Genomic DNA, 24,396 nt, shown 5'->3' on the forward strand with positions numbered 1-24,396 from the left:
TCGACCAGTTCGTCCGCCGCTGCGGACGCCTTGCGAACCGCCGCCCTGGTTAGGCTCGCGGAGCAGCGGTCCGCCGACCGGTCCCCCTACGGCGTGACACGCCCGGCAGCCGTGCCGGAACGGGACCAGCACCACCTCACTCACTCAACCCGGAGATCCCATGCGCAGCACCATGCACACCACACACCTGCAGATCAGACGCATCCTGCAGCACGGATCGCGGGTTCACGCGAACAGCAGGGTCGTCACCGCCGGTGCCGGCGATGGGCGGCGTCGTGCATCCGCTGAACATCCGGCTGCCCGCGGAACAGCTGATACACATCGCGCGTCACGCCGGGGACGCCTACGTGATCGTCGACCACTCGCTGGTTCCGGCCTTCGCGACCCTGTTGCCGCACCTGGAAGCGGTGCGTCATGTCATCGTGAACGGTCCCGCTGACCTCGCCGCTCCGCGGGAAGCCGCCGCGGGTGTCGAAGTGCACGACTACCACGCGCTGTTGAGCACGGCCGCGGACACCTACGACTGGCCCGACGTCGACGAACGGTCCGCGGCCGCCATGTGCTACACCTCCGGGACGACCGGCCTCCCCAAGGGGGTCGTCTACAATCACCGGTCCGTCTACCTCCATTCGGTCGAGGCGTGCCTGCCCGACGCGTTCGCGCTCAGCCGGGACGACATGGCCCTGGCCGTCGTCCCGCAGTTCCACGTGCTGGCGTGGACCCTGCCCTACGCGGCGTTCGTCACGGGTCGGACAGTACACGGACGCGGGTGCCGCGTCCTTCAACCCGCATCTCGACCTGAACCAGAAGCACCTCGACGTCCGGGGCTGCTGGGGCAGCGACGTCGGTCACCTGTACCGGGCCGTCCAGGTGTTGGCCCGCTACCGTGACCAATTCCGCTGGACCGAGCTCATCAGCCGGGAGTACTCCCTGGCGGAAGCGCAGAACGCGCTGGAGGACGTGGCCCGGCAGCGCGTCGTGAAGGCACTCGTCGTGCCCTGAGCCGGAGGAGCACGAACACGGGCCGGCGTCGTGCGCGCCGACCCGTGCCGTGTCGGTACGGGGCGGACCACCGCCCCGGCCGGCCGTCAGGACTGCGGGAGCCGCCCGGTGCTCGCCCAGTGCTCCATCACGGGTTTGGCGCCGGGGTGTGCCAGCTCGATGCTGATGCCGGTCGCGTCGCGGGACGTGATGACGGCGATCGGGTCGGAGTCGGCGTCCATCCGTATGACGGCGTCCATGGTGAAGCCCTGCTCCGTGAGGCGCGCGAGGCGCCGGGCCATGTCCGGCTCCCAGCAGGCGTAGTACATCAGCGCCCCCGCGCGGTCCGGTCCGAACACGCCTTCACCCGTCGCCTCGATCAGCTCGACGTACGGTTCGCGCGTGCGGGAGATCGCCTGGCGCTGGCGGAAGGGCGTGTGCACCACGTCGCCCTCCACCTGGTGGGGGCTCTCGGTCCAGGCCGCCTCGGTGAACGGCACCCCGAGCACCGCGGCGCACCGCTCGATCGCCGCGTCGATGTCCGGTACGACCATGCCCACGTGGTAGTACGACTCCGGCAGCCGGTCACCGCCGTGTTCGCGTGCGATCCGGTCGGCCCACTCGTCCCGCAGCGCGGCTCCCACGTAACAGAGCCGGGTACCGCAGAGGTCGCGCTCCGTGACGATCATGGATGGTGGCGCGTCGGGTCCGATCGCGTAGGTCGCGGCGATCTCCACGCCCTCCGCCCGCAGATGCCGCAGCCGAGCCTCCGTGTCCTCCTCCCACCAGCCCCAGTAGGCGAGGGAGCCCACCTGGTTCCTCGCGTACACACCCTCTTCCCGGTCCTGTGCCTCGACGAGCACGAAGTAGGGTTCCTGAGTGAGGGAGACACACGTCCGCACGGTCTCCTGTGTGACACCGGCGGCCCCCCGCACATACGGGAAGACACTCGTCACAGGCGTGGTAAAGGTGACACCGAAAACGTCGGAGAACCGCTTCACCGCCGCTTCCATGTCGTCGACGACCAAGGCCGTGTGGGAGAAGGAGAACGGCAGCTCGGACGCTGTTCCCTCGTTCGTCGTGCCAGTCATGTCCGCACCTGTCCTGTGTGTGAGAGATCGAGCAACGCGCATGCGTCAGCCCGTCCGCCCGGACGGCAGGACGGGCTGGGGGGAGCCTAGGTTTCGCGCACCGCGGCCGACCAGGTCATCTGTGGCTCACTGCGCGCTCACCTCTGCTCAGGCGGGCAGGTGTCACATGGCGCGCACCATGGTGTGGGTGTCGAGGACGGTCTCGAAGTGGACGGGTACACCGTGCTCGAAGCGCCAGACATGGGCGAAGCGGGTCCGCATCGCCTTGCCCGTGGACAGGTTGGTGCCGCTGTAGTGCCCCAGTGCCACGACCGTCTCCCCGGCGGCGATGACTTCGGCGGGCTCCACGGCGAAGCCCTCCCACTCCGTGACGAAGCGTGCGAAGACGTTGTTCAGGACCGCCTCCCGGCCCCGGTAGGTGCCTCCGTAGTGCAGGCCCGGCGGGACGACCCACTGGATGTCCTCGTGCAGTCCGGCGAGCAGTCCCTCGACATCTCCCTGAGCGAGGCGGCCGTACAGCCCGCGCACGACGGCGCCGGTGTCGGTGTGGGGTCGAGCGGCAGTGTTCATCAGTGTTCTCCGTGACAGGTGAGCGGTCGGGCCGCCGCGCGGCACGTCGTGTTCCGCGCTCCGCACATCCTCACGGGCCAGGAGTCCCGGCACATCGGTTGATCGACCTATGCGCGGCGCGGTGACGGTTCCCGGCCGCCTCCGGGCAGGCATTAGCCTCTTGTGGATGGAGACGATTCGGGTCGCGGAGATACTGGCGGCGTTCTCCCTCACCACCGACATGGCGGCCGGCATGCCCGTGGAGAAAGGGCTGCGCACCTGTGCGGTGGCGACCGTGTTCGCACGGGACGTGCTCGGCGCGGGAGCGGACACGTGCCGGACCGTCCACGAGACGGCCCTGCTGCGTTCGGTCGGTTGCACGTCCTACGCCCCGGAGTTGGCGGCCCTCTTCGGTGACGAGGTCGCGTTCCAGCGCGCGCTGAAACACCTCGACCCGGCTGACGGGACGCCCATGGCGGAGCAGTTGTACCGGCTGGGCGGATGGACCCGGCAGGCCGCGCGCCAACTGACCGGTGTCCTGGCCGAGGTACTGCCGAGTGCCGGCGTGGAAGCCATGCGCAACGGCTGTGAGACGAGCCGGGTGCTCGGCAGGGGCCTCGGACTGGGCACACCTACCCTCGCGGCGCTGGACGACGTCTACGAACGCTGGGACGGGCTCGGCATCCCGCACGGCCGGAAGGGCCCGCACCTGCCCCTGGCCACGCGTGTCGTCCACGTCGCCGAGCAGGCCGTACTGGCCCATGCCGCGGGCGGGGTGCCGGCGGCGGCGCTCGAAGTGGCGCGGCGGGCCGGGGGGCATCTCGATCCCGGCCTCGCCTCGGCCTTCACACAGGCGGCGGACACGGTGCTGGCTCCCCTCCGCGTGCCCGACGCCCTCGCCACCGTCCTGGCGCTCGAACCCCTGCCCCACGCCACGGTGCCGGCCGCGGAGATGGCCGAACTGTGCGCGCTGCTCGGCAGGTTCGTCGATCTCAAGAGCCGGTGGCTTATCGGCCACAGTGAGCACGTCGCCCGCCTCGCGGCCGGGGCCGCCCGACTGGCCGGCATGGCGGCGGACGAGGTCGAGCGGCTGCGGTGCGCGGCCCTCCTGCACGATCTCGGGCGGGCGACGGTCTCCGCCGACGTATGGGACAGCACGCACCCACTGAGCACGGCCGACACCGAGCGCGTACGGCTCCACGCCTACTGGACGCAGCGGACGCTGGAGCGCATACCGCTGCTCGCGCCGCTGGCCGCCCTGGCCTCCTCCCACCACGAGCGCATGGACGGCAGCGGCTACCACCGCGGCACGGGCGCGCCGCACCTGTCGCAGGCCGGCCGTATCCTTGCCGCGGCCGATGTCTTCGCCGCGCTGACCGAGCCGAGGGCGCACCGGGACGCCCACTCGGCCGAGGCCGCCGCCGCCCTGCTCCAGGGCCAGGCCGCGGCGGGTGAGCTGGACCCCGGTGCGTGTGCTCTCGTCCTGCGCGCGGCCGGCCTGAGGCCGGCCCGCCCCGGTCATCCGGCCGGGCTGACGGATCGTGAGGTCGAGGTGCTGAAGCTCGCCGCCCGGGGGCTGACCAACCAGCGGATCGGTGAGCGCCTGTCCATCTCGGACCGCACGGTCGGCCACCACTTGGCGCACATCTACGACAAGACCGGACGGCGCACCCGCGCCGGGGTGGCCGTCTTCGCCATGGAGCACCAATTGCTGCCGTAGCGTCGACGGCGTTCTCCGGCGTCGTCAGCCCCTCCGGGCCGGGGCGGGCACGCGGACCATGGTGAAGGCCGTCCGGCAGCGCACGCGGAACCCCAGGGACTCGTACAGCCGGACGGCCCGGGTGTTGTCGGCCGTCACATGGAGGAAGGAGCGGTCGCCGCGGCTTCGGGCGTCGGCCGCGACGGCGAGGACGAGCCGGGCGGCGAGGCCCTGGCCCCGGTGGGCGGCGGTGGTGCAGACGGCGCTCGTCTCCGCCCAGCCGGGCGGACGCAGCCGTTCGCCCGCCATGGCCACGAGTTCGCCGCCCCGGCGGATGCCGTAGTACGCGCCGAGTTCGATGGTGCGCGCGTGGAAGGGGCCGGGGCGGGTCCGCTCGGCGAGGGCGAGCATCTCCGGTACGTCCGCGGAGCCCAGCCGGAGCACTTCCTGGTAGGGGAAGGACGCGTCGTCGTGGTCCTCCAGGACCATCTGGAGGCCTTCGAGCCGCCACTCGACGTCCCAGCCGGCCGGTGGCACGGCCGCCGAGGCGGGAAGGAGGGCGCGGTTCCCGGGACCGGCGAGCGTGGCGAGGTCCTCCCAGTCCGCCGGGACGGGGGCGTCGGGCAGGGCCACGAACTGCGACACCTCACGCGGGTAGCGGAGCACGCGTCCGCGACACTCCGCGAAGCGGGCGTGCGGCCCGGTCAGGGAGGTGAGAGCCGGGTTGTCGAGTCGGTGGTCCGTGACCTGGCGCATGGGCACCTCGCCGGGTCGGTGTGATCACTTCGGCCCGGGACGCTAACGCGCGGAAACAGGCAACGGTCGGCCGCTTGCTGTCCATCTTCTGCTCACGCGCGTGGCGTCGGCGGGCAGGGTCAGCGGCCCACGTGGTGGCCGCCCTCCGCCGGGAGCACGGCCCCGGTGGTCCAGCGGCTCTCGTCGGAGAGCAGGAACAGGGCGGCGCGGGCCATATCGTCGGCGAGGGCCACGTGGTTCATCGGCGACATGGAGGCGAGGTGGTCCTGCATCGCGGCGGGGAGCATGTCCCACATCTCCGTGCGTGTGGAGCCCGGCGCGAGGGCGTTGACGCGCACGTTGTGCGGGGCGAGTTCCAGGGCCGCGCTCTTGGTGAGTCCGTTGACCGCCCACTTGGAAGCGACGTACTCCGAGATGCCTGCCACGCCGACCATGCCGCCTATGGAGGAGACGTTGACGATCGATCCGCCGCCGTGCGCGAGCAGGGCGCGGACCTCGTACTTCATCGAGAGGAAGACGCCCTTGGCGTTGACCTCCATGATCCGGTCGTAGACGTCGGTGGGCTTGTCGTGGACGGGGGTGCCGTCGCTGGTCACCCCGGCGGCGTTCAGGGCGCCGTCGAGGCGGCCGAACCGCTGGACGGCGGTGGCGACCGCCGCCTCGACGGAGGCTTCGTCGGTCACGTCGAGGGGGACGGCGACCACCTGGGCGGCCCCGGTGGACAGCTCGGCGGCCAGCTTCTCCAGGCGGTCGACGCGGCGTGCGCCGGCGACGACGGTCGCGCCCTCGGCGGCGAAGCGCCGCACGGCGGCCTCGCCGATCCCGGCGGACGCACCGGTGATCAGGATCACCTTGTCCTCAAGGCGCCGGGCCCGGAGCGTCAGCGGCGCAGGGTTGCGGTGGGGATGCGTGGTCATGCGGTGGCTCCAAAGGGCGTAACGGATTCAGGGGCGGCCGTGGTGGCGCACAGCGTCTGTGCCGGCCGTTGCCCTCGACGATGGACGTCGCGCCGGCCCGGTACCAGAGACCGTGTCTGGCTAGGACGGACAGGGCTACCCTCACCGGTGCGAACCGGGTGACCATGGAGTCATGGAACGCCAAGAACTCGCCCGCTGTCTGCGCGGCTGGCGCGACCGCCTCACTCCGGCGAGCGTCGGACTGCCCGCGGGAGCCCGTCGGCGCGCACCCGGTCTCCGGCGCGCGGATGTGGCGCTGCTCGCCGGGCTCTCCGTGGACTACCTCGCCCGCCTCGAACAGGGACGGGCGGGCAACCCCTCGCCGTCTGTGGTGGAGTCGCTGGCCCGGGCGCTGCGCCTGTCCGACGACGAGAACGCCTACCTGTTCCGGCTGGCGGGGTACGCCGATCCGCGCACCAGCGGCATCAGCAGGCACATCCCGCCCGGGGTACGACGCATGCTGGACCGGATGACCGACACCCCGGTCCTCGTACTGGACGCCGCCTGGCAGGTGGTCGCCGCCAATCCTCTGCTCATCGCCTTGCTCGGGGAACTGTCCGCGGGTCCGGCACGCGACCAGAACCTGCTGTGGCGGCACTTCACCGGCGTCCCGTCGCGGGTCATCGCCACCGCCGAGCAGGACGCGGCTTTCGAGTCCGCAGCCACCGCCGACCTGCGTGCCGCCGCCGGACGCCACCCGGACGATCCGCTGCTGCGCGGGCTCATCACCGACCTGCGGCGGGCGAGTCCCCGGTTCGAGTCCCTGTGGCGGGAACGCGCCGTGGCCCGCCACGCCTCCAGCCGCAAGACGATCCGCCACCCTCAGGTGGGCCCCCTGACCCTCGACTGCGATGTGCTCACCGTCGAGGGCAGTGATCTGCGTGCCGTTCTGTACACGGCTGTTCCGGGGTCGTCGGACGATGACGCGCTCGCACTGCTGCGGACCATCGGGACCCAGTTCTCGGAGAGCCCGTCGTAGGGGCGGCTCGCGGCTCGTCCGGCGGCAGGGCGAGCCGCGGCAGGAAGAAGGCGACGAGGGGTCCGATACCGAGGGCGTACACCGCCGTGCCGATGCCGACGGTGCCGCCGAGCAGCCATCCCCCCGCCAGGACCGAGGCCTCCACGAGGGTACGGGCGACGAGGAGGGGAACACCCAGCCGCGCCAGTCCGGTCATCAGTCCGTCCCGGGGGCCCGGCCCCCAGCCGGCCCCGACGTACAGACCGGTGGCCACCGCGGTGCCGACGACTCCGGCGAAGAGGGACAGCAGCCGCCACGGCCAGGGCCCGGGAGCGGGCAGTACCCGCAGCGCCTGGTCGAGAACGGGGCCGACGAGGACGGCGTTGGCGAAGGTGCCGATGCCGGGGCGTTGCCGCAGGGGAACCCAGAGGACGAACACGACGGCCGAGATCAGGACGACCACGACCCCGAGCGTCAGCCCGGTGGTACGGGCGAGCCCCTGGGTCAGGACCGTCCACGGGTCCGTTCCCAGACCCGCCCGGACCAGCAGGGCCGTACTGACCCCGTAGAGGGCCAGGCCGGACAGCAGAAGGGTGGCGCGGCGCGCGACCCGGTCCCCGGCGCGCCTCATGACGTACCGGCCGCCAGCAGCGCGGCCGCGGCGTCGGCGGCGTCGGCCACCGCCCGCGCGGCGGCCTCCGGACCCTCGACGACCACGCGTCCGGCCACTCCGTCGATGAGCAGCAGCAACTGGGAGGCACGCAGTTCGGGTGCCGTCGTCCCGGCCTCGGCGCACAGGGTGGTGAGCAGGCCCAGCAGCCACCGCTTCTCCCCCCGGACGGCCTGGCGCACGGGGTCCGCGGGGTCGACCACCTCGGCCGCGGCGTTGAGGAAGGCGCAGCCCCGCCTGCCCTTGGTCTCGTACCGGTGCGCCAGCCACGAGAACACCGCCAGCGGCCGGGCGGCGGGATCTGCCACGCCGGCCAGCCATTCCCCCAGTTCCGCGGCCGCCTGGTCGTGCCTGTGGCGCAGTGCGGTCGCGGCGAGTTCGCCCTTGCCGGTGAAGTGCGCGTACAGCGTCGGTTTCGACACACCGGCCGCCTGCGCGACGGCGTCCACGCCGGTGGCGCCGAGGCCCCGGCTGTAGAAGACCTCCTCGGCACTCTCGATGAGCTGGTTGCGGGCACTCCTTCGAGGACTCATGAAACTTAACTTACCAGTAAGGCAAGTTTCTGGTGCCGCGCATCGCTCCCTCCCGCGCCTTCTCGGCCAGCACGACGTGGATCAGCACCTCGCACATCCGCAGCCCGCCGGCCACGGGTGTCATGTAGGGCTGGGTGCGGAGCCACTGGAACGCGGACGTGGCCTGGCTGCCCACCGCGGCCCGCAGGCGTCCCTCCGTGACGACCCGTGCGGCGGCGGCGACGGCCAGCGTCGTGCGGTGCAGGGCCGTCGGCGCCGGGCCGACGAGGCGGCCGAACAGGAACGACGTGGTGGAAGGGGCGGGGGACCACGTTCCCGTCCCGGCGGACGGGAGCGGACGTGCCAGCGCGTCGGCCGCGGCGGCACGCAGGGCGAGCGGGTGGCCCGCCGCGAACGCCTTGACGGGGGTGCGCAGCGGCCATGGCACGCGGAGGCCGTCGAGGAGACGGTCCGCCTCGTGGTCCGCCAGGCATGCGAGCCGGTGCGTACGGGCATGGCGGGCCCAGCCGGGATCGGCGGTCCAGGCCGGGTCCGGGCGTCGGCGTCCGGCGAGGACGACGACCGCGTCCTCGGACAGGGACGGCAGGAAGCACTCGCGCAGCCACGGTTCGAGGCTCTCGCACCGGTCCACCTGGTCGACGAGCAGCACCGGACCGGTCAGGGCCTCGATGTCGCCGAGGGCGGCCGACAGGGCACGCGGGCCGGCGAAACGGCTTCCGTCGGCCTCGCGGACCGTCCTGCCGGCCCTGGCGGCGTCGAGAGCGAACCGCCTCAGCAGCGCGCTCTTCCCGGCGCCGGCCATCGCGTGCAGGTACTGCACCGCCGGCGTCTCGCGGTCACCGCGAAGCGCCGAGCGGAACACCGCACGCTCCGTCACCCTGCCGATGAACGGGGTTTCAGGAGCGTCCGGGAGCCCGCCGTGGACCGCCGCACCGCCCGGGGGGAACACAGGTTGTTCCGTCATGTGCACTGGATCACTCACCTGTAAGGGCCGGCGGGGGGATGCGTGCGGTCAGTCCGCCGCTCCCCCGTGACCGCTCGTCAGTGTTCTCCGTGACAGGTGAGCGGCCGGGCCGCCGCGCGGCACGTCGTGTCCGCGCTCCGCACATCCTCACGGGCCAGGAGTCCCGGCACATCGGTTGATCGACCTATGCGCGGCGCGGTGACGGTTCCCGGCCGGCTCCGGGCAGGCGTTAGCCTCTTGCGGATGGAGACGATTCGGGTCGCGGAGATACTGGCGGCGTTCTCCCTCCGCTCCCCCGTGACCGCTCGTCACGCCGTCATTCCTTGGTCCCGATGGCATCCACCGGCCGGGCGCGGAGCATCAGACGGCTGGGCAGCATCGCCCCGGCCATCGCCAGCAGACCCGTCGTACCGACGATGACGAGCCAGCCCGCCGGGGGCACCGTGGGCATCGGCCCGCCGGTCAGGGCGAGTGCGACCAACGCCAGCGGCGCAGCGGCGAGAAGCGTCCCCAGGACCGCTCCGACGACCACCACCGCGGCGCTCTCCCGGCGCACCATCCCGAGCAGTTGCGCGCGGGTGGTGCCGGTCAGCCGCAGCAGGGCGAACTCCCGTCGCCGGGCAGCGGTGTTCATCGCCTGGGTGTTGACGACGGTGAGCGCGGTGTAGGCGATGATCAGTCCGACCACCACGTAGTTCACCCACGCCATCGTCCGCTGCTCCGCCACCAGGTCGTCCACCGCCAACGCACCGCTCAGCGCCGTACCCGGGTAGGCGTGGGCCAGCGTGGAGAGCTGGTCCGCGACATCGCCGGCCCCGGACGCGGACCGGACCAGTACCGACTGGTCGACGCCCGCGGTGGTGTGCGACAGCAACAGATCGTGGTCGAAGGTGAGGTCGGCGAAGCCGAGCCCCCGGCCGTACACGGCGATCACCTCGCCCGTGAAGGGGGTACCGTCACCGAGATACAGGTGGGCCCGGTCCCCGACGCCCAGACCGAGCCACGACGCCGCCGTCGTGCTGAGGGCGACCGTGTCCGGAGCGAGGGCTGAGAGGTCGCCTTCGCGGGCGTCCAGGTCGATCGTGGCGGGCAGGGCGGACGGCTGGAGGCCCTGCGCGGTCAGGGAGACGGTCTCTTCCGTGCCGAGCAGTGAGCCCACCCCCACGGCCTTGCTGCGAACGACCCCGGTGGCGGCCGACACCCCGGGCAGTGCCACGGCCCGGCGAGCCAGGTCCGGGGGCACCCCGTCGGCTGAGGTCAGCACCTGGTCGGCCACTGTGCCCGAGCGGATCTCCTGTGCGGACCGGTCGAGCTGGGTGGTCTGGGTGAAGACGACGGTCGCGGCGAAGGACACCGCCAGGATCAGCGGGGTGACGGCCGCCGCCGTCCGGGCGGCGCGCGCCCGGGAGTTGGCCGCCGCCAGCCAGCCGGCGACGCCGGTACGCAGCAGCAGCGGGGCGAGCAGGGCGGTCGCGGCGCGGGTCAGCAGCGGACCGAGGACCGCTGCCGCTATCACGAGCAGCAGGACCAGCGAATTGGCCATCCCCACCACGGTCAGGAAGTCGGTGCGGTAGGCCAGGCCCAGGCCCAGTACGGACGCTGCCAGGGCGAGCAGCACCCCGCCGGTCACGAGCCGTCCGCGGCCCAGGCGGTCGGGTTCGCCCGCCGCCTCCCGCAGGGCCTCGGTGGGGCGGATGCGCGCCGCGCGCCGGGCTGCGAACCAGGCGGCTCCCACCGCGGTCAGGACGGTGGCCGTCACCGCGGTGAGGAAGGGCAGCGGTCCGACCACCGGCTGGAAGTCCGGCGGCACGATGCCGCGTCCGGCGAACTGGCCACTGAGCCAGTACACGACGCCGACGCCGAGCGGGCAGCCCAGTACCCCCGCCGCCAGGGCGGCCACGGCGGACTCCGCGGCGATCATGCGGTGCAGCTGCCTCGGGGTGGTACCGATGGCGCGCAGCAGAGCCATCTCCCGCCGCCGGTGCCGGATGGCGAGCGATGTCGTCGCGCACAGGACGAAGACGGCCACGAGCATGACGTTGCCGCCGATCGCGGTGGCGAGCTCGACCAGGGTGGCCGCGCCGACCGCCACGTCGGTGAACTCCGCCTCGCCCCGCCCGCCGCCCGTGTACACGGACGCGCTCGTGTCCTTCAGCGTCTTCTCGATCTGCGCGGCGACCCGCCCCACCGGGGTGCCGGGGGCGGTGAGCACACCGAACGCGTCGACCGACGTGCGCGCGGCCGGCGCCAACTCCTCGACGGCGGCCGCGGAGGCGAAGAGCACCGACTGCCGGGGCGTGCGGCCCCGGTCGAGGGTCACCAGGCCGGTGACCTCGAAGGTGAGGGGCGTGGTCGTCGACATCAGCCGGACGTCGTCACCGACGCGGAGACCCGCCCGCTCGGCGAGGTCGGTGTCCAGGACGACCTGGCGGGAGCCCTCGGGGCGGTGCCCCTCGGTGAGGCGGAACCCGCCCAGGACATGGCTCTCCCAGGTGTGCGCCTGGGGCACGGCACCGTTGGCACCGGTGACGGACCGGTCCTCCGCCAATAGACGCACCGTCGCACGGCGGTCCGGTACGACCGAGGTGACGCCGTCGAGCGCGGCGATGTCGTCGGCCAGGGACGCGTCGAGACGGGGCCGTTCGGGAAGGGGCTGCGCGCTCCGGTAGGGGGACCCGTCCGCGGACTTGACCTCCAGGTCCACGGACTGGCTCGCGGCCACGATCACCGGTGCCTTGTCGTACCGTTCCGGCGGGAGTGCGGAGCGCAGCCCCGATTCGAGGAGCACCCCGCAGGCGCTCACCACGGCCGCCGCGAGCAGCAGGGCCGTGAAGGTGGCGGCGAAGGCACCTCCGCGCGAGCGCAGGGTGGCCAGGGCGAGACGCAGCATCAGTACCTCCTCCGCAGCTCACTCATGACGCTCTTGATCCGGGCCACGGAGGGTGCGGCTACGGAGTCGACCACTCGGCCGGCGGCCAGGAACAGCACCCTGTCAGTGCGCTGGGCGGCGGCCGGGTCGTGGGTGACCATCACCACGGTCTGGTGCAGGTCGGTCACCGCCTGCCGGAGCAGGGCGAGTATCTCCTCGGCCGTGTCGGGGTCGAGTGCGCCCGTCGGCTCGTCCGCGAAGATCACCTCGGGCCGGGTGATGAGGGCGCGGGCGATGGCGACGCGTTGCTGCTGGCCCCCGGAGAGCTCGGCGGGGCGGCGGTCCAGGAGTCCCGCGAGGCCCACGGAGGTCGCGATGCCGTGCAACGCCCCTTTCTCGGCCCGGGTTCCGGCCAGCCGCAGGGGGAGGGTGATGTTCTGCTCCACGGTGAGGGAGGGCAGCAGGTTGAAAGCCTGGAAGACGAAGCCGATCCGGGTCCGGCGGAATTCCGTGAGCTGCCGTTCTCCGAGGTCCCCGAGGTTCTGCCCGCCGAGTTGCACCACCCCGGACGTCGGCTGGTCGAGTCCGGCGGCACAGTGCAGGAAGGTGCTCTTGCCCGAGCCCGAGGGGCCCATGACGCCGGTGAACGTGCCGGCGGTGATACCGGTACTGACCTGGTCGAGCGCGACGACCTCGGACGACCCGCGACCGTAGGTCTTGGTCACCTGGGTCAGACGTACGGCGCTGCGCGCCGGGTCGATTCCTATGGGCGCGCCGGGCGGCGTGTTGCGGCTGCGTGCTCCGAGCATGCGGGGACCTTCGATCGGTTCGGTGGGTGGTCCTCACAGTCCACCGGCAGGTCGAGGCCGGATCCTCCGTCTGTGCGGCTGGACATCGGCTCCGCCAGGCAGAGGACGCGGCGGGCCGGTTCCGCCGTAGGGAGGAGGGGACCGGCCGTCCGGGCACACCGGTCACGAGGCGGTCTCCTCCTTGAGGAGGGGGCCGACGGAATGAGCACGCGTCGGGTTTCTGGGCCCCCGGTAGGAACTGCCCGACGGCCACCGGGGTGAACATTGGATGAGCGGAAGTCGAGCAGATGATGCCGCCCTGTGCCGCACACCCGCCCGTTAAGATTCACAGCCGCCCGCCCAGATGGGCCCGAGCCTCGGTGATTAAGGAACAGAAATATACATGGACACCCTGACAACCCTTCTCGCCGTTCTGGTGGGCTGCACGACATTGGTGACGCTGGAGAACCGGACCCGCCGGCTCGACCGGCGGATGATCCGTCTGGAACAGAAGCTCGACCTGCTGCTGAAGCAGGCGAATGTGCCGGACGACGAGCTCGTACCGGCGCAGGTTATAGCTCTCGCCCGTGCCGGCGAGGACATTCTCGCCATCAAGAAATACCGCGAGGCCACGGGGAGCGGGCTGCTGGAGGCCAAGGAAGTCGTGGACCGACTGCGGGGATGAGCGCAAGAAAATACGGCGAAAGCCGTCTGCTCTCCAGAAAATTTCGAGCGGTGTCCGTCACCGGGCCGGCGATTCCAGCGGATTTGGCAGTGGCGGACGGATCATTTTCGCCTTGCCGGTATCCGCGCTCCTGACCGTTCTCGCTCTGGCCGCGTGACGTCACCAGAAGCCGTGGACACCGGCTGGGGCACGGTCACGAAACCTGTCCCGGGGCGGGCCTGCCGGCGCCGATTATGATGCAGCAGATCAAGGGCCTGCCCGAATGCACCGCCAATGCGCGCAAGCCGCGGGTGCCCGTCGTGTTCGGCGGGCGCAGTTCCGAACACGGGATCTCCGTGCTCCCCGTCGACCCCGCCGATCGGGAAGTCGTCTGCAGCGAGCCGAGTTCGGTGCCCAAGGCGCTGGGCGAGGTCGACGTGGTCTTCCCGGTGCTGCACGGCCCGTACGGCGAGGACGGCACCCTCCAGGGCCTGCTGGAACTCTCCGGTGTGCCGTACATGGGTTCGGGTGTGCTCGCCTCGGCCGTCGGCCAGGACAAGGAGTACATGAAGCGGGTGTTCACCTCCTTCGGGCTCAAGGTCGGCCCGTACGTGGTGATCCGCCCGCGCGAGTGGGACCGCGACGAGCGGGCCGCCCGCAAGAAGATCGTCGTCTTCGCCGGCAAGCACGGCTGGCCGCTCTTCGTGAAGCCCGCCCGCGGCGGCTCCTCGGTCGGCATCAGCACCTCGCCGGCCTGGACGAGGCCATCGCCGAGGCCCGGCGCCGCGACCCACCGACCACTCACGCACCCGAAACAGACATCGCACGGGCGCGATCGCGGCCGTGTCCCTGACCGCCCTCACCGGCCGGTGAACTCCCTGGTGGGCGGCGGCCTGGCCGGGGAAATACCCGCGGTACTGCTCTGGAACCAGGACCTCCACGTGCTTCCGTCCCTTCTCGGCGCAGGAGGCACCGCCGCTCCGCTCAGGGGCGGTCGCCTGAACGTGGCCGGTGCCGTGTGCGCCGCCGCGCTCGTCTTCACCATGCGGGTGCTCGCGTTACGCCAGAGCCGGCGTACACCTCGGTCCGCCCGGTGGAGGCAACGCGGTGAGACCCTGACCCCGAAGTTCTCGAGGCACCGTCATGCCCCTTACTGAACCGACCGACACGGCCACCTACCCCGTCGACGTCGTCCTGTCGCTGCAACGCGAGCGAACGGCTGTCCTACTGCGCACGCTGCGCGGTCAGCACGTACTGCCGACTCTGGTCCACGGCTGGGGCACCGAGCAGGCGTACAGCGCCATGCTGCATGACGCCGAGCGGCCGCTCACCGTCCTCGACGTACCGGACACCCGATGGGACGAAACCCTGGAGCACCGCGTACACGCCCTCAGCAACCTCTCAACGGTCATAGTGCTCACCCCGGAGGAGTCGGACCCGGCCGCTCTGCTGCTGGCAGGTGCCGTGAACGTCATGTCCCGCGGTACGCCTCCGCTGGAGTTGGCCAGCCGGATCACCGCCGAGCGGCGCTGGCTCGACTCTCGCGAGGGGGCGGGGCGGGGGGAACCGACGCACACCTTGAGACTCCATCCCCAGCGTCCGCGCCAGTCCTCTCAAGCATTGCTGTTCGACATGCTGTGCTCCGCCGCGCGTCCCTGGTGCTGTCATGAACTGCGGCTCCTGCTGGGCACCTCGGACGAGCCGATGAGCCGACGAGCGTTGCGGGCCAGGATCAGCCGCCTCGACGAACGCCTGAGCGCCCACGGAGTGGTCGTCAACTGTTCGACGCAGTGGGGACGCACTGCCCTGCTGGGGCTCGCCGATCAGTGCGCCGGCGACGGAAGCACCCCCACCACGCCACGGGCCTCCCGCGCCCATGAGGAACTGGAACGAATGCCGCACCGACAACTGCCGATCGGGCCCGTACCGGAGCCCGCGAAGGATGCCTGAGGAGAACGGCGTACAGGGCGGCTCGGACAGCACTCCGAGCGCCCTAAGACGGCCGGAGTGGACGCCACCCGGGCCTCCGTGGCCCGAGCCGCCCCGGCTCGGGCGGCCGCAGCACACGCGGAGACCGTGACGACGCGGCCATCGGCCTCGCCGGACGCGGCGGACTCGGTGTCCGGCGCGGTCGCCGCGGAACCGCGCGCCGGACGGCGCGGGCGGGCGGGCGGCAAGGTCGTGTTCTGGGAGTGCGACGGCCGTGACATCCAGATGTGGGGCTCGGTTGAGGCCCGGTCCCCGCCCTCCTCCGACGCTCGTTCCACAGCCCGCCCAGAAGAACACCGGAGACCGCCCATGCCTGCCTCGACACCACCCGTCGACGCGGAACCCGCGTCCATGGCCAATCCCCGACGGGCCCGTGCCGACACATCGGCACGGGCCCGTCGGCCGTCCGGTTCGCCCACGGGGCGGCTGGACCTCGGAGACGAACCGGGCCGCCCGGACCCATGTCCCTGGGGAGCGGGGGCGGCACACCGGGTGTACCCGCCTGTGCCGCCCCCGCTCCCGCTATGCCCGCGCCGCCCGGCTCAACCGGCCACAACGCACGCTGACACCGCGCTGCCCCGTGGACTCGCCCGTGGGGACAGGCACGACGCCACGCTCGACGGGCCGCACCTCATTGGTCGTCGACGGCCGGGCCCTCGTCCGGCGCGGCCCGCTCGGTGATCCGCGTGGCCACCCCGCTCTTGACGACCACGTTCGCGGCGACCGATCCGCTCTTGGTGTTGCTCTCCAGGTCGGCGAGTGAGCAGCGCGTCGTGGCCTTCGGGTCGTACTCGCCGCACAGCACACCGGCGCCGTACACGGCGGTGCTGTTCGAGACGTAGAACTGCTGCTGCTTGCCGTTGACGCTCACGGTGTACTTCTGCGGCGCCAGGTACTCGATCGTCCCGCCCGCGAAGGTGCCGCTCACTCCTTTGTCGACACCTGCCGCGCTGTCGTCCGCCGCGGAGTCGTCGTCGGCCGAGGTGCCGGCGCCGTCGCCGGCCGAGCCCGAGTCCGCCGAGTCGCCGGCGCCGCGGGTGGTGGAGACGGAACCCTCGCCGGTCGAGGTTCCCGCATCGGTGGCGGCCGTGGCGGAGGTGGTGCCCGCCTTCGAGTTCGCGTCATCCTCCTCGCAGGCCGTGAGGGCGCAGGCTCCAGCGACGACGGCCGCGGCGATCAGCAGTGTTCTGGCTCGGTGGGTGGAACGCATGAGGTGTCTCCCGTGTACGTGGCTGCCCGGCAAGGGTGCGCCGGGCAACGGCGTCTGACTGACGGGACCACCATGCGCAGGTCGGCGACGGGTTCATGCGCCGAGAGCGCGAGCCATGTCGCTCTTGTCATCGACGCGCGGCGGAGGCGGGACGTATCGCCCTCGCCGGCTTCCCGTTCGGTACGGGACGCGGTGCCCGAGTGGGCCGCCGTTCCCTCCGGCGGGTCGTTCGCGACACATCCCCCGTACCCGCGCCCAGCATATGATCCCGCCGTTCGGACGCGGCCCCGGAACGTGCGGTCGGCCGTTCCGTCCCACCTCCCACCTCCCGCTTCTCACCCAGGACTCATCCATGCGCTCATCGCTCCGCTGCCCAGGAACCGGAACCGCCGTCCACCGGCGGGTTGCTCACTTCCTGGTGGTCACCGCCGCCGCCACGGCTCTCGCCGGATGCGGTACCGGTGACGCCAACACCGTTCAGCCGCCGATCGTGGAGACCGCCACGAAGGCGGTGACGGGAGGCGGAACCGGCTCCGGCGGTGCCGCCGGCGCGGCTCCGGCCGAACCCACGCGTGCCGCGGCCCGGGACTCCGACACCACATCGTCAGGTACGGGTACGGGTACGGGAACGGACGCGGACGCGGACGCGGACGGCGGCAGGTGCCACACCACGGACCTCTCCATCGAGTTGCCGGATGACGACACCCTGCCCGCCGACATCTCCGTCACCATCAGCAACACCGGGCAGCGCACCTGCACCATGGGCGGATTCCCCGGCGTGGACCTCCAGGGTGACGGGCTCACACACGCCTTCCGGCGCGGTGACACCTCGGGCCGAAGGGTGACCCTGTCACCCGGCGACAGCACTCACTTCACCCTGCGGCCCGTGGGTGCCGGCGGCGAGTTCTCCCCGGAGACCATCGTGATCACACCCCCTGACGAGACGGAGCATCAGACGCTCCCCTGGCCGTGGGGTGCCGTCCGCCTGGCGGAGAACACCGCCTACGCCGGGACGGTCGAGCCGGTGGGCGCCTGAAAGCCTGTGCCATGCGGTTTCCGTCCCGCGCACCCCGGGTCCTTCGGGTAGCCTCTTCTGCCCCTCGGTGTCCTGACTGTGGCACTGCCCCCGTCTTAGCGTCGTCGTGTGAGCCTTTGGACTTCTCTCGAACCTGCCTCGACCACCGTGGACCCAGGTGGCACGGCGACGACGCGACTGCGTCTGCGCAACACCGGCGACGTCGTCGACGAATACCGTTTCAGACCGGTCGGCACGCTCGCGCCGTGGACCAGCGTCGAACCCGCGACGCTGCGGCTCTACCCGGGCACCACGGGCACGGTCGAGCTGACGTTCTCGCCTCCCCGCACGCCCGACGCCGCGGCCGGTCCGCATCCCTACGGGGTGCAGATCACGCCCACCGAACACCCTGAGGCGACGACCGTCCCCGAAGGCAACGTGACCGTCACCCCCTTCACGGAGATCCGGGCCGAGCTCGTCCCGCCCACCGTCCGGGGCCGGTTCCGCGGGCGGCCCCGGCTCGCCGTCGACAACCTCGGCAACACCAAGATGACCGCGTCAGTCTCCGGATCGGACAACGGCTCGCAACTCTCGTACGACATCCATCCGAGCAACGTCCAGATCGAGCCGGGCCGGGCGGCTTTCGTCAAGACGGTCCTCAAGCCGCGACAGATCACCTGGTTCGGGGCCTCGGAGGACCGGCCCTACACCCTGGGCATCACGCGCTCCGGTGACCCCCAGCTGGACGTCGATGGCACCTATGTGCAGAAAAGCTTCCTGCCGGGCTGGCTCGCCACCCTCTTCGGGGTGCTGCTCGCGCTCGCCCTCACCTTCGTCATGCTGTGGATCACCTACGCGCCCAAGGTCCGCAGTCTGGCCCAGGAGAAGCAGGTGACAGTGGTCGCCTCCCAACTGCCCGAACTGCCCGAGGACACGTCCTCCGAGACGGCCGCCCCGGCCGGGTCCGGTGAGGCCGCGGAGCCGGACGTGCCCGCGGAAGCGGAGGACTCCGGCGGTTCCGGTGACTCCGAGGCCACGGCGGAGTGCGCCGTCCACGAGGACGACGGCCGCCTCTACTGCTCCAACACGGCCGACGCCACCGGCTACGAGGACCGCTCCTACGACTCGGCGGAGCGCGGACGGCTCGAAACCGACTTCAGCTGGTTCGAGTGCTGGGGGCACGGCGAGCAGACCGAAAACGGCAACGACATCTGGTACTGGACCAAGCTCGACAACGGCGCCTGGGGGAACATCGCCTCCAGTGACCTCAGCACTGAAGAGGACCCGGTGCCCGGACTCGACGAATGCAGTTGAGCACTTACGGACACCGCCCGCGCCACGCCCACCGCCATCGGGGCGGTAACTGGGCACTTGTTGAGCAGCGGCTGATCTGGTGACCGTGTGTCACCGGCTTCCAAGATGGCTGTGCGGGCCCGCGCGACGGGCTCCCCGCGCACCACTTCGGGCAGCACTCAGGAGATGTCAGCCTTGCTCAGTTCGATACCCCTCACACAGCCGGCACCGGTCGGTGACCGCATACCGGTCGCCATCCACACCGCCGACCCACTGATTGGCGCGGGTGTGACCCACCATCTCGGCCCGCACCCCGCGATCGAGTTGGTCGACCTCACGGCCGACGACTCCGGCCACACCTGTGACGACGGGGGTGTGGTCGTCGTGTTCGTCGCCGACACCCTGGACGACACCACACTGATGCGGCTGCGGCGGCTGATGCGCAGGGACGGCGCCCGGACGGTCCTGGTGGTCCACCGGCTGCGCGAATCGGACCTGCTGGAGATCATTGCCTGCGGTGTGGGTGTCGTGCTGTGGCGGCACGAGGTGTCGGCCACCCGGCTGTTCGAAGCCGTCACCGCGGCCTCCCGCGGAGAGGGCGACATGCCGGCCGAACTCCTGGGACGGCTGATGACCCAGATCGGCTCGCTGGCCCGGACGATCCCGGGCGGCACCGCCGCACTGACCGGCGGGCTGTCACCGCGCGAGGTCGAGGTGATCCGCCTGGTCGCCGACGGTTTCGACACCAAGGAGATCGCGGAGAAGCTCAGCTACTCCGAAAGAACGATCAAGAACAATCTGCACGCACTCACCACCCGTCTGCACCTGCGCAACCGCGCCCACGCGGTGGCCCACGCGGTGCGCGAGGGCTACATCTGACAACCGCTCACCGCAGTGCGGGGCAGGGCAGACGGACGGGTCGCCCGGTGCCGTCCCACCGGTGGGACGGCACCGGGCGACCGCACACAGCGCAGGAGTACCACGTGATCCACGAAGTGGACCAGCTCATCAAAGACCTGTTGGGAGAAGGCGCCCTCACCGGCAGCGGTGTGGACGTTCTCTTCGACGCCCCCACCCGGGACTGGGCCGCTCGGCGGGGCGGTCCGACGATCGACGCCTACCTCTACGACATCCGCGAGGACGTACGCCTGCGGGAACGGGGCACCACCTCGATACGGGACACACGGGGCGCGGTCGTCCGGCACCGCCGGCCACCGCGCTGGTTCCGGCTGTCGTACCTGGTGACGGCGTGGACCAAGCAGGCCGAGGACGAACACCGTCTGCTGTCGGCCGTCCTCGCGACACTGCTGCCGCACGAGGTACTGGCACCGGACCGGCTTCCCGGGCCGCTCGCCACCCTCGGTCTCTCGGTGCCGCTGTCGGTGGCGGGGGTGCAGAACGAGGCGCGGTCCGCCGCCGAGATCTGGTCCGCCCTCGGGGGTGAGCTGAAGCCGTCGGTGGATCTCGTCGTGACCGTGCCGTTCCCGGCCTTCCCGGAGTACGACGCGGCGCCCGCGGTCACCGAGGGAGCCGTCGTACGGGTACGGGACACGGAGGGGAGGCTCAGCGGTTCGCCCGAGCGGCGGCTGCGGCCGGCCCGCCGGGAGACCGACGTCCCGCCACCGCACGGGACGGACACCGCTGTCACAGCCACGGCCGCGGGTAGGAGGCGGCGGCCGTGAGCACCACCCGTTCCGCCGGGCCGCGCGGGACCGGCGGCGCGGCCCCGGCACCACGGCCCGCCACCGGCCTGCTGCCGCTGCTCGACCGTCTGCACACCCAGGTCGCCGACCTGGTGACGCGCCGCTCCGCACAGGATCCCACGGCCTCCGATCCGATGCGCGGTCTCTTCCTCACCCAGGACGCCGTCGCGCACACCATCGCCGCCCGCGGCAGAGGCCTCGCTGACACTGGGCACACCCCCCGGCCGCCCGTGGCCGGACTCCTCGACGCAGGCTCCGACGACGCGTTGCGGGCGCTGGCACGTCGGCTGGGTCTCGGTCTCCTCGACAGCCAGGTGCTGCTCATCGCCCTGGCGCCGGAACTGGAGCGCGGCTTCGAGCCGCTGTACGGCTATCTCAACGACGACGTGAGCCGACGCCGCGCCACCGTCGGCCTGGTCCTCGATCTGTGCGGGCTGCCGGTGACCGACCCGGCTGCCCGGGGCCGTTTCCGTCCCCGGGCGCCGCTGGGCGCGCTCGGGCTGCTGCGGGTGGAGGACGGTGAGCGGCCTTTCCTGAGCCGGTCCCTGCGGGTGCCCGACCGGGTCGTCGCCCACCTGCTCGGTGACGACACCTGCGACGACGTACTGGCGGACCGTCTGCGGGCGCTGCCCGAGCCCGCCGTCCCGGACCCCCGCGACACGCTGCGCGGCAGGCTGGCCGCCCGCCTGGCCTCGGCGCCGCTGACAGCATACGTACGGGAGACGCGGCCCGGCGACGGGACCTCCTGGGTGTCGGCCGTGCTGGCCGACGCAGGTCTGGAGGCGCTGCTCTACCGGCCGGACGTCACCGGGCCGCCACCCGGTGCCCCGGACCCGGCGGACGCTCCCCCGACAGGGCCCCGTCCCGACGGCCGGTACGAACCACGGCGCGAACTGCTGCGGGAGGCACGGCTGCGCGGCTGCGCCGTCGTGGTCCATCCGCTGCCGGAGACGCCCGGACCGCTGATGCGCGCGCTGAGCGCCGACGACGTGCCGGTGCTCTTCGTGGACAGCCGGCCCTACGACCCGTCCTGGTGCGACGACGACCCGCTGGTCCTGGGCGCCCCGAGGCCGGCCGTGGGCGGCGCGCGCGCGTGGCGTGCCGCCCTCGGCGACGCCGCCCTAGCCCCGGAGCTGGACCTGGAGGCGACGCTGGCTCCCTACCGGCTCGGGTCGGCCCAGGCCACGCGTGCCGCGCAGGCCGCGCTGCGGCTCGCCGGCCTGGACGACGGCGTGCTCGACGCCTCCCACGTCCGGCTGGCCGCCCGCCAGCAGGCCGCGTCGGGCCTGGAACAGCACGCGCGCCGCATCAGACCGGCGGTCGGCTGGGACGACCTCGTCCTGCCGGCCGAACCGCTCGCCCGGCTGCACGAACTCGCCGCCCGCGCCCGGCTTCGCGAACGAGTGCTGGGTGAGTGGCGACTGAGCGCGGGCGGCGGCAGGGGACGCGGCGTCCTCGGGCTGTTCGCCGGCGAGTCGGGGACGGGCAAGACCCATTCCGCCGAGGTGGTCGCCGCCGAACTCGGTCTGGACCTGTACGTCGTGCAACTGTCCTCGGTCGTCGACAAGTACGTCGGCGAGACCGAGAAGAACCTGGAGCGGATCTTCGCCGAGGCCGATGTGACGGACTCGGTGCTGCTGTTCGACGAGGCCGACGCGGTCTTCGGCAAGCGGTCCGAGGTGAAGGACGCGCACGACAAGCACGCCAACATGGAGAGCGCCTACCTGCTGCAACGCCTGGAGGCGTTCGACGGCATCGCCCTGCTCACCACCAACCTGCGCGCCAACATCGACGACGCGTTCACCCGCCGCCTCGACCTGGTGATCGACTTCCCCTTCCCCGACCCGGAGCAGCGGCTCGCCCTTTGGCGGCACAGCCTGCGGCACGTGCCCTGCGCGGACGGCATCGACCCCGCTCCCTGTGCCGCCCAGTTCGAGCTGGCCGGCGGGGCCATCCGCAGCGCGGTGGTGACGGCGGCGTACGCGGCGGCCACCCGGGGCGCCCCGGTCACCGACGCGGACCTGCTGGAGGGGGCCAGGCGCGAGTACCGCAAGGCGGGCCGTCTGGTGATGGATTGAGGGGGCGTCGGTCCGGCCCGATCAGCACTACCGAAGGGATGCCTCCGTGCATCGGAAAGACGCCCGGCGCACCGCGCCGGGAAGCAGGGTGCCCACCGGTCGCCTCGCCATGGAACCGGTGCGGCGCGACGAGACCGCGGCGAAGGGCTCGGAGCACGCCGCGCGGACACTGACGACGCTGCAGCGGGCGGCCGGGAACGCGGCCGTCTCACGCATGATGGTGCAGCGAGCGTCCTCGGCGGGCGCCGGGCGCAGCCGGCGCACGGCCCCCGGCTCGCCCAAGGACGACCTCCTGCACGATCCGCGGACCTTCCTGTCGCACACCGCCCTCGCCCTGGACTTCCCGCTGGGCATGCGCAACCGCGTGCCGGACCTCACGTTGAACAGCGAGGCGTTTGTCCGCCGGATGAGCGCCTGGAACCGGCACTGGTTCGTGCTGGTGCCCGACGCCCGGCGCACCGCCGAGGGAAGACCCGCGTACCTGCTCACCCCGGCCGTGGAGAAGTACGTCGAGGCGTACGGCGACGACCCGCTGCTCGCGCCGCTCGCCGCCGATCCGCACCTGCCGTCCGCCATGACCGATCAGGAGTACCTGGCCTCGTCCTTCGTTCCCTATCTGACGGGCAGCACGGCCCGGCCCGAGGAATCGGTCGGCCATGCCCGGATACCGGGGGACGCCGGGCAACGGGGCCCCGGCTCGGAGTTCGTGTTCACCGCCACGATGAACGGCTGCGCCTTCGCCGTCGAAGGAGCGGCGGACGACGGGCAGTTCACCGCCTGGCATTACCAGTCGCCCAGTTCCGCGACCAACCGCGGCCCCGCGCGGGAGTTCCGCCGGGACCGCTCCCCCACCGACTGGTTCGGCGTCGAGGAGTACGAGACCCCGGGCGACGCCAGCCTGTTCGAGGCGACCAACATGCTGTGGAAGGGCCCGGACGGCTGGCAGGTGATCAGCCAGGAGGTCAGGGTCGACATGGCCGACATGAGCAAGGCACGCATCGCCGCGGTGCGCAGCCGTCCGCTGCACCTGTCGCCGGGGCACGAGGTGGAGTACACGACGAGGATCTACGCCGGCTTCGCGGGGGCTCAGCTCGACCGGTACGAGAGGCTGCAGCAGCAGACGCGCGGCATGTCCTGGCCGGCCTCCCAGCGGGCAGGCCTGGAGAAGAACGTGTTTCTGCCCCTGGAGGTGGCGTTGAAGAGTGACGCCCTGATGCTTCAGGGCGCGGCCGGCTTCGAGGAGCTGGCCGGGGCGGCGGAGGGTGTCAAGGCACGGCGCGAGGAGATGACGGGCAAGGTCCTCGCCTGGCTGGGCCATGAGGTGGACGGCGGCACGGCACGCCGTGGGGGCCTGTTCGGCATGGGCGGTGGCGAGGAGACGCTCCGGCGGCGGCGAGAGGCGATCCAGAGACTCATCAGCGAGTTCTCCGACACCTTCTGGGTCGACGACCTGATCCAGGAGGCACGCTCGCGCGGCACGGCGGCGAGCGGGCCGCCCACGGAGGCGAGAACCGAGGCCGAGGGGTCGAAGGCGCCGGGGCGGGTCGGGGCCTGAGAGGGCCCGGGCCGGGACGCCGGCACCGCGCCGAAGGGCGCACGCGACGGTCTGTCGCGTGCGCCCTTCGGCGTT

The 24,396-nt window shown here is 72.0% G+C and carries 21 protein-coding genes and 1 pseudogene; 13 read left to right on the top strand and 9 right to left on the bottom strand.

Annotation, left to right across the window (positions count from 1 at the left end):
- The first annotated feature begins 263 nt into the window (after window positions 1-263).
- Both KUM49_RS43475 and KUM49_RS50100 read left to right on the top strand, forming a co-directional pair.
- Window positions 264-890: an AMP-binding protein gene (locus KUM49_RS43475; RefSeq protein ID WP_217242466.1), complete on the top strand. Its 627-nt coding sequence runs from the start codon at window positions 264-266 to the stop codon at window positions 888-890.
- Entirely contained in the window at window positions 874-1,002 is a 129-nt protein-coding gene (locus KUM49_RS50100; RefSeq protein WP_302185581.1) for a hypothetical protein, read from the top strand. Before KUM49_RS43475 ends, KUM49_RS50100 begins: the two co-directional genes overlap by 17 nt.
- An 86-nt stretch (window positions 1,003-1,088) precedes the next feature.
- Here the strand turns inward: KUM49_RS50100 and KUM49_RS43480 are convergent, their stop codons facing one another.
- Window positions 1,089-2,072 (bottom strand): VOC family protein, encoded by a 984-nt coding sequence (locus KUM49_RS43480; protein WP_217242467.1) that lies wholly within the window; start codon window positions 2,070-2,072, stop codon window positions 1,089-1,091.
- A 162-nt stretch (window positions 2,073-2,234) separates the two neighbouring features.
- Window positions 2,235-2,642: a nuclear transport factor 2 family protein gene (locus tag KUM49_RS43485; protein ID WP_217242468.1), complete on the bottom strand. Its 408-nt coding sequence runs from the start codon at window positions 2,640-2,642 to the stop codon at window positions 2,235-2,237.
- A 166-nt stretch (window positions 2,643-2,808) separates the two neighbouring features.
- Here KUM49_RS43485 and KUM49_RS50105 point away from each other — a divergent pair, with 166 nt between their 5' ends.
- On the top strand, window positions 2,809-4,341 hold the full coding sequence (locus KUM49_RS50105) for an HD domain-containing phosphohydrolase (RefSeq protein WP_217242469.1): 1,533 nt from the start codon (window positions 2,809-2,811) through the stop codon (window positions 4,339-4,341).
- A 24-nt stretch (window positions 4,342-4,365) separates the two neighbouring features.
- On the opposite strand, the gene KUM49_RS43495 is transcribed toward KUM49_RS50105, so the two are convergent.
- Together KUM49_RS43495 and KUM49_RS43500 are read right to left on the bottom strand one after the other, a co-directional pair.
- Complete coding sequence (locus KUM49_RS43495; protein ID WP_217242470.1) at window positions 4,366-5,076, bottom strand: GNAT family N-acetyltransferase; 711 nt, start codon at window positions 5,074-5,076, stop codon at window positions 4,366-4,368.
- Window positions 5,077-5,195: 119 nt separating this feature from the next.
- Complete coding sequence (locus KUM49_RS43500) at window positions 5,196-5,993, bottom strand: SDR family NAD(P)-dependent oxidoreductase (protein WP_217242471.1); 798 nt, start codon at window positions 5,991-5,993, stop codon at window positions 5,196-5,198.
- A gap of 172 nt (window positions 5,994-6,165) precedes the next feature.
- On the opposite strand from KUM49_RS43500, the gene KUM49_RS43505 reads away from it, so the two are divergent.
- The gene (locus KUM49_RS43505; protein ID WP_217242472.1) at window positions 6,166-7,011 is read left to right on the top strand and encodes a helix-turn-helix transcriptional regulator; all 846 of its coding nucleotides are present in this window, start codon (window positions 6,166-6,168) and stop codon (window positions 7,009-7,011) included.
- A 606-nt stretch (window positions 7,012-7,617) separates the two neighbouring features.
- Here KUM49_RS43505 and KUM49_RS43510 read toward each other — a convergent pair.
- From KUM49_RS43510 to KUM49_RS43525, 4 genes are all read right to left on the bottom strand, one after another.
- Complete coding sequence (locus KUM49_RS43510; RefSeq protein ID WP_217242473.1) at window positions 7,618-8,193, bottom strand: TetR/AcrR family transcriptional regulator; 576 nt, start codon at window positions 8,191-8,193, stop codon at window positions 7,618-7,620.
- 10 nt (window positions 8,194-8,203) lie between these two features.
- Window positions 8,204-9,157, bottom strand: a complete 954-nt coding sequence (locus KUM49_RS43515) for an ATP-binding protein (RefSeq protein ID WP_217242474.1) — start codon at window positions 9,155-9,157, stop codon at window positions 8,204-8,206.
- 316 nt (window positions 9,158-9,473) lie between these two features.
- A complete protein-coding gene (locus KUM49_RS43520; RefSeq protein WP_217242475.1) occupies window positions 9,474-12,047 on the bottom strand; it encodes an FtsX-like permease family protein in 2,574 nt (857 codons plus the stop codon).
- Window positions 12,047-12,835 (bottom strand): ABC transporter ATP-binding protein, encoded by a 789-nt coding sequence (locus KUM49_RS43525; RefSeq protein WP_217242476.1) that lies wholly within the window; start codon window positions 12,833-12,835, stop codon window positions 12,047-12,049. Before KUM49_RS43525 ends, KUM49_RS43520 begins: the two co-directional genes overlap by 1 nt.
- Window positions 12,836-13,217: 382 nt before the next feature.
- Here KUM49_RS43525 and KUM49_RS43530 point away from each other — a divergent pair, with 382 nt between their 5' ends.
- The 3 genes and pseudogenes from KUM49_RS43530 (at window position 13,218) to KUM49_RS43540 (ending at window position 15,428) form a co-directional block, all read left to right on the top strand.
- On the top strand, window positions 13,218-13,499 hold the full coding sequence (locus KUM49_RS43530; protein WP_217242477.1) for a hypothetical protein: 282 nt from the start codon (window positions 13,218-13,220) through the stop codon (window positions 13,497-13,499).
- 236 nt (window positions 13,500-13,735) lie between these two features.
- Window positions 13,736-14,271, top strand: a pseudogene (locus KUM49_RS43535) (D-alanine--D-alanine ligase A); the annotation flags it as partial.
- A gap of 350 nt (window positions 14,272-14,621) precedes the next feature.
- The gene (locus KUM49_RS43540) at window positions 14,622-15,428 is read left to right on the top strand and encodes a hypothetical protein (protein ID WP_217242478.1); all 807 of its coding nucleotides are present in this window, start codon (window positions 14,622-14,624) and stop codon (window positions 15,426-15,428) included.
- A gap of 670 nt (window positions 15,429-16,098) precedes the next feature.
- On the opposite strand, the gene KUM49_RS43545 is transcribed toward KUM49_RS43540, so the two are convergent.
- Window positions 16,099-16,677: a hypothetical protein gene (locus KUM49_RS43545; protein ID WP_217242479.1), complete on the bottom strand. Its 579-nt coding sequence runs from the start codon at window positions 16,675-16,677 to the stop codon at window positions 16,099-16,101.
- Between the two features lie 352 nt (window positions 16,678-17,029).
- Here KUM49_RS43545 and KUM49_RS43550 point away from each other — a divergent pair, with 352 nt between their 5' ends.
- The 6 genes from KUM49_RS43550 (at window position 17,030) to KUM49_RS43575 (ending at window position 24,321) form a co-directional block, all read left to right on the top strand.
- A complete protein-coding gene (locus KUM49_RS43550; RefSeq protein WP_217242480.1) occupies window positions 17,030-17,713 on the top strand; it encodes a DUF4232 domain-containing protein in 684 nt (227 codons plus the stop codon).
- A 108-nt stretch (window positions 17,714-17,821) separates the two neighbouring features.
- Window positions 17,822-19,006 carry a hydrolase gene (locus KUM49_RS49515; protein ID WP_308407004.1) on the top strand — a complete coding sequence of 395 codons (1,185 nt, stop codon included), beginning with the start codon at window positions 17,822-17,824 and terminating at the stop codon, window positions 19,004-19,006.
- 165 nt (window positions 19,007-19,171) lie between these two features.
- A complete protein-coding gene (locus KUM49_RS43560) occupies window positions 19,172-19,864 on the top strand; it encodes a response regulator transcription factor (protein ID WP_217242481.1) in 693 nt (230 codons plus the stop codon).
- Between the two features lie 104 nt (window positions 19,865-19,968).
- Entirely contained in the window at window positions 19,969-20,667 is a 699-nt protein-coding gene (locus KUM49_RS43565) for a DUF4255 domain-containing protein (protein WP_217242482.1), read from the top strand.
- The gene (locus KUM49_RS43570; protein ID WP_374200274.1) at window positions 20,664-22,766 is read left to right on the top strand and encodes an ATP-binding protein; all 2,103 of its coding nucleotides are present in this window, start codon (window positions 20,664-20,666) and stop codon (window positions 22,764-22,766) included. Before KUM49_RS43565 ends, KUM49_RS43570 begins: the two co-directional genes overlap by 4 nt.
- Window positions 22,767-22,854: 88 nt before the next feature.
- A complete protein-coding gene (locus KUM49_RS43575) occupies window positions 22,855-24,321 on the top strand; it encodes a hypothetical protein (protein ID WP_217242483.1) in 1,467 nt (488 codons plus the stop codon).
- Window positions 24,322-24,396: the final 75 nt, after the last annotated feature.

Origin of the sequence: Streptomyces sp. AC555_RSS877 (assembly GCF_019049245.1) — a bacterium.
GTDB lineage: Bacteria > Actinomycetota > Actinomycetes > Streptomycetales > Streptomycetaceae > Streptomyces.

Coding starts and splice junctions, on each gene's coding strand:
- KUM49_RS43475 (WP_217242466.1), top strand. CDS start 264: ATGGGCGGCGTCGTGCATCCGCTGAACATCCGGCTGCCCGCGGAACAG.
- KUM49_RS43480 (WP_217242467.1), bottom strand. CDS start 2,072: ATGACTGGCACGACGAACGAGGGAACAGCGTCCGAGCTGCCGTTCTCC.
- KUM49_RS43485 (WP_217242468.1), bottom strand. CDS start 2,642: ATGAACACTGCCGCTCGACCCCACACCGACACCGGCGCCGTCGTGCGC.
- KUM49_RS50105 (WP_217242469.1), top strand. CDS start 2,809: ATGGAGACGATTCGGGTCGCGGAGATACTGGCGGCGTTCTCCCTCACC.
- KUM49_RS43495 (WP_217242470.1), bottom strand. CDS start 5,076: ATGCGCCAGGTCACGGACCACCGACTCGACAACCCGGCTCTCACCTCC.
- KUM49_RS43500 (WP_217242471.1), bottom strand. CDS start 5,993: ATGACCACGCATCCCCACCGCAACCCTGCGCCGCTGACGCTCCGGGCC.
- KUM49_RS43505 (WP_217242472.1), top strand. CDS start 6,166: ATGGAACGCCAAGAACTCGCCCGCTGTCTGCGCGGCTGGCGCGACCGC.
- KUM49_RS43510 (WP_217242473.1), bottom strand. CDS start 8,193: ATGAGTCCTCGAAGGAGTGCCCGCAACCAGCTCATCGAGAGTGCCGAG.
- KUM49_RS43515 (WP_217242474.1), bottom strand. CDS start 9,157: ATGACGGAACAACCTGTGTTCCCCCCGGGCGGTGCGGCGGTCCACGGC.
- KUM49_RS43520 (WP_217242475.1), bottom strand. CDS start 12,047: ATGCTGCGTCTCGCCCTGGCCACCCTGCGCTCGCGCGGAGGTGCCTTC.
- KUM49_RS43525 (WP_217242476.1), bottom strand. CDS start 12,835: ATGCTCGGAGCACGCAGCCGCAACACGCCGCCCGGCGCGCCCATAGGA.
- KUM49_RS43530 (WP_217242477.1), top strand. CDS start 13,218: ATGGACACCCTGACAACCCTTCTCGCCGTTCTGGTGGGCTGCACGACA.
- KUM49_RS43540 (WP_217242478.1), top strand. CDS start 14,622: ATGCCCCTTACTGAACCGACCGACACGGCCACCTACCCCGTCGACGTC.
- KUM49_RS43545 (WP_217242479.1), bottom strand. CDS start 16,677: ATGCGTTCCACCCACCGAGCCAGAACACTGCTGATCGCCGCGGCCGTC.
- KUM49_RS43550 (WP_217242480.1), top strand. CDS start 17,030: ATGCGCTCATCGCTCCGCTGCCCAGGAACCGGAACCGCCGTCCACCGG.
- KUM49_RS43560 (WP_217242481.1), top strand. CDS start 19,172: ATGTCAGCCTTGCTCAGTTCGATACCCCTCACACAGCCGGCACCGGTC.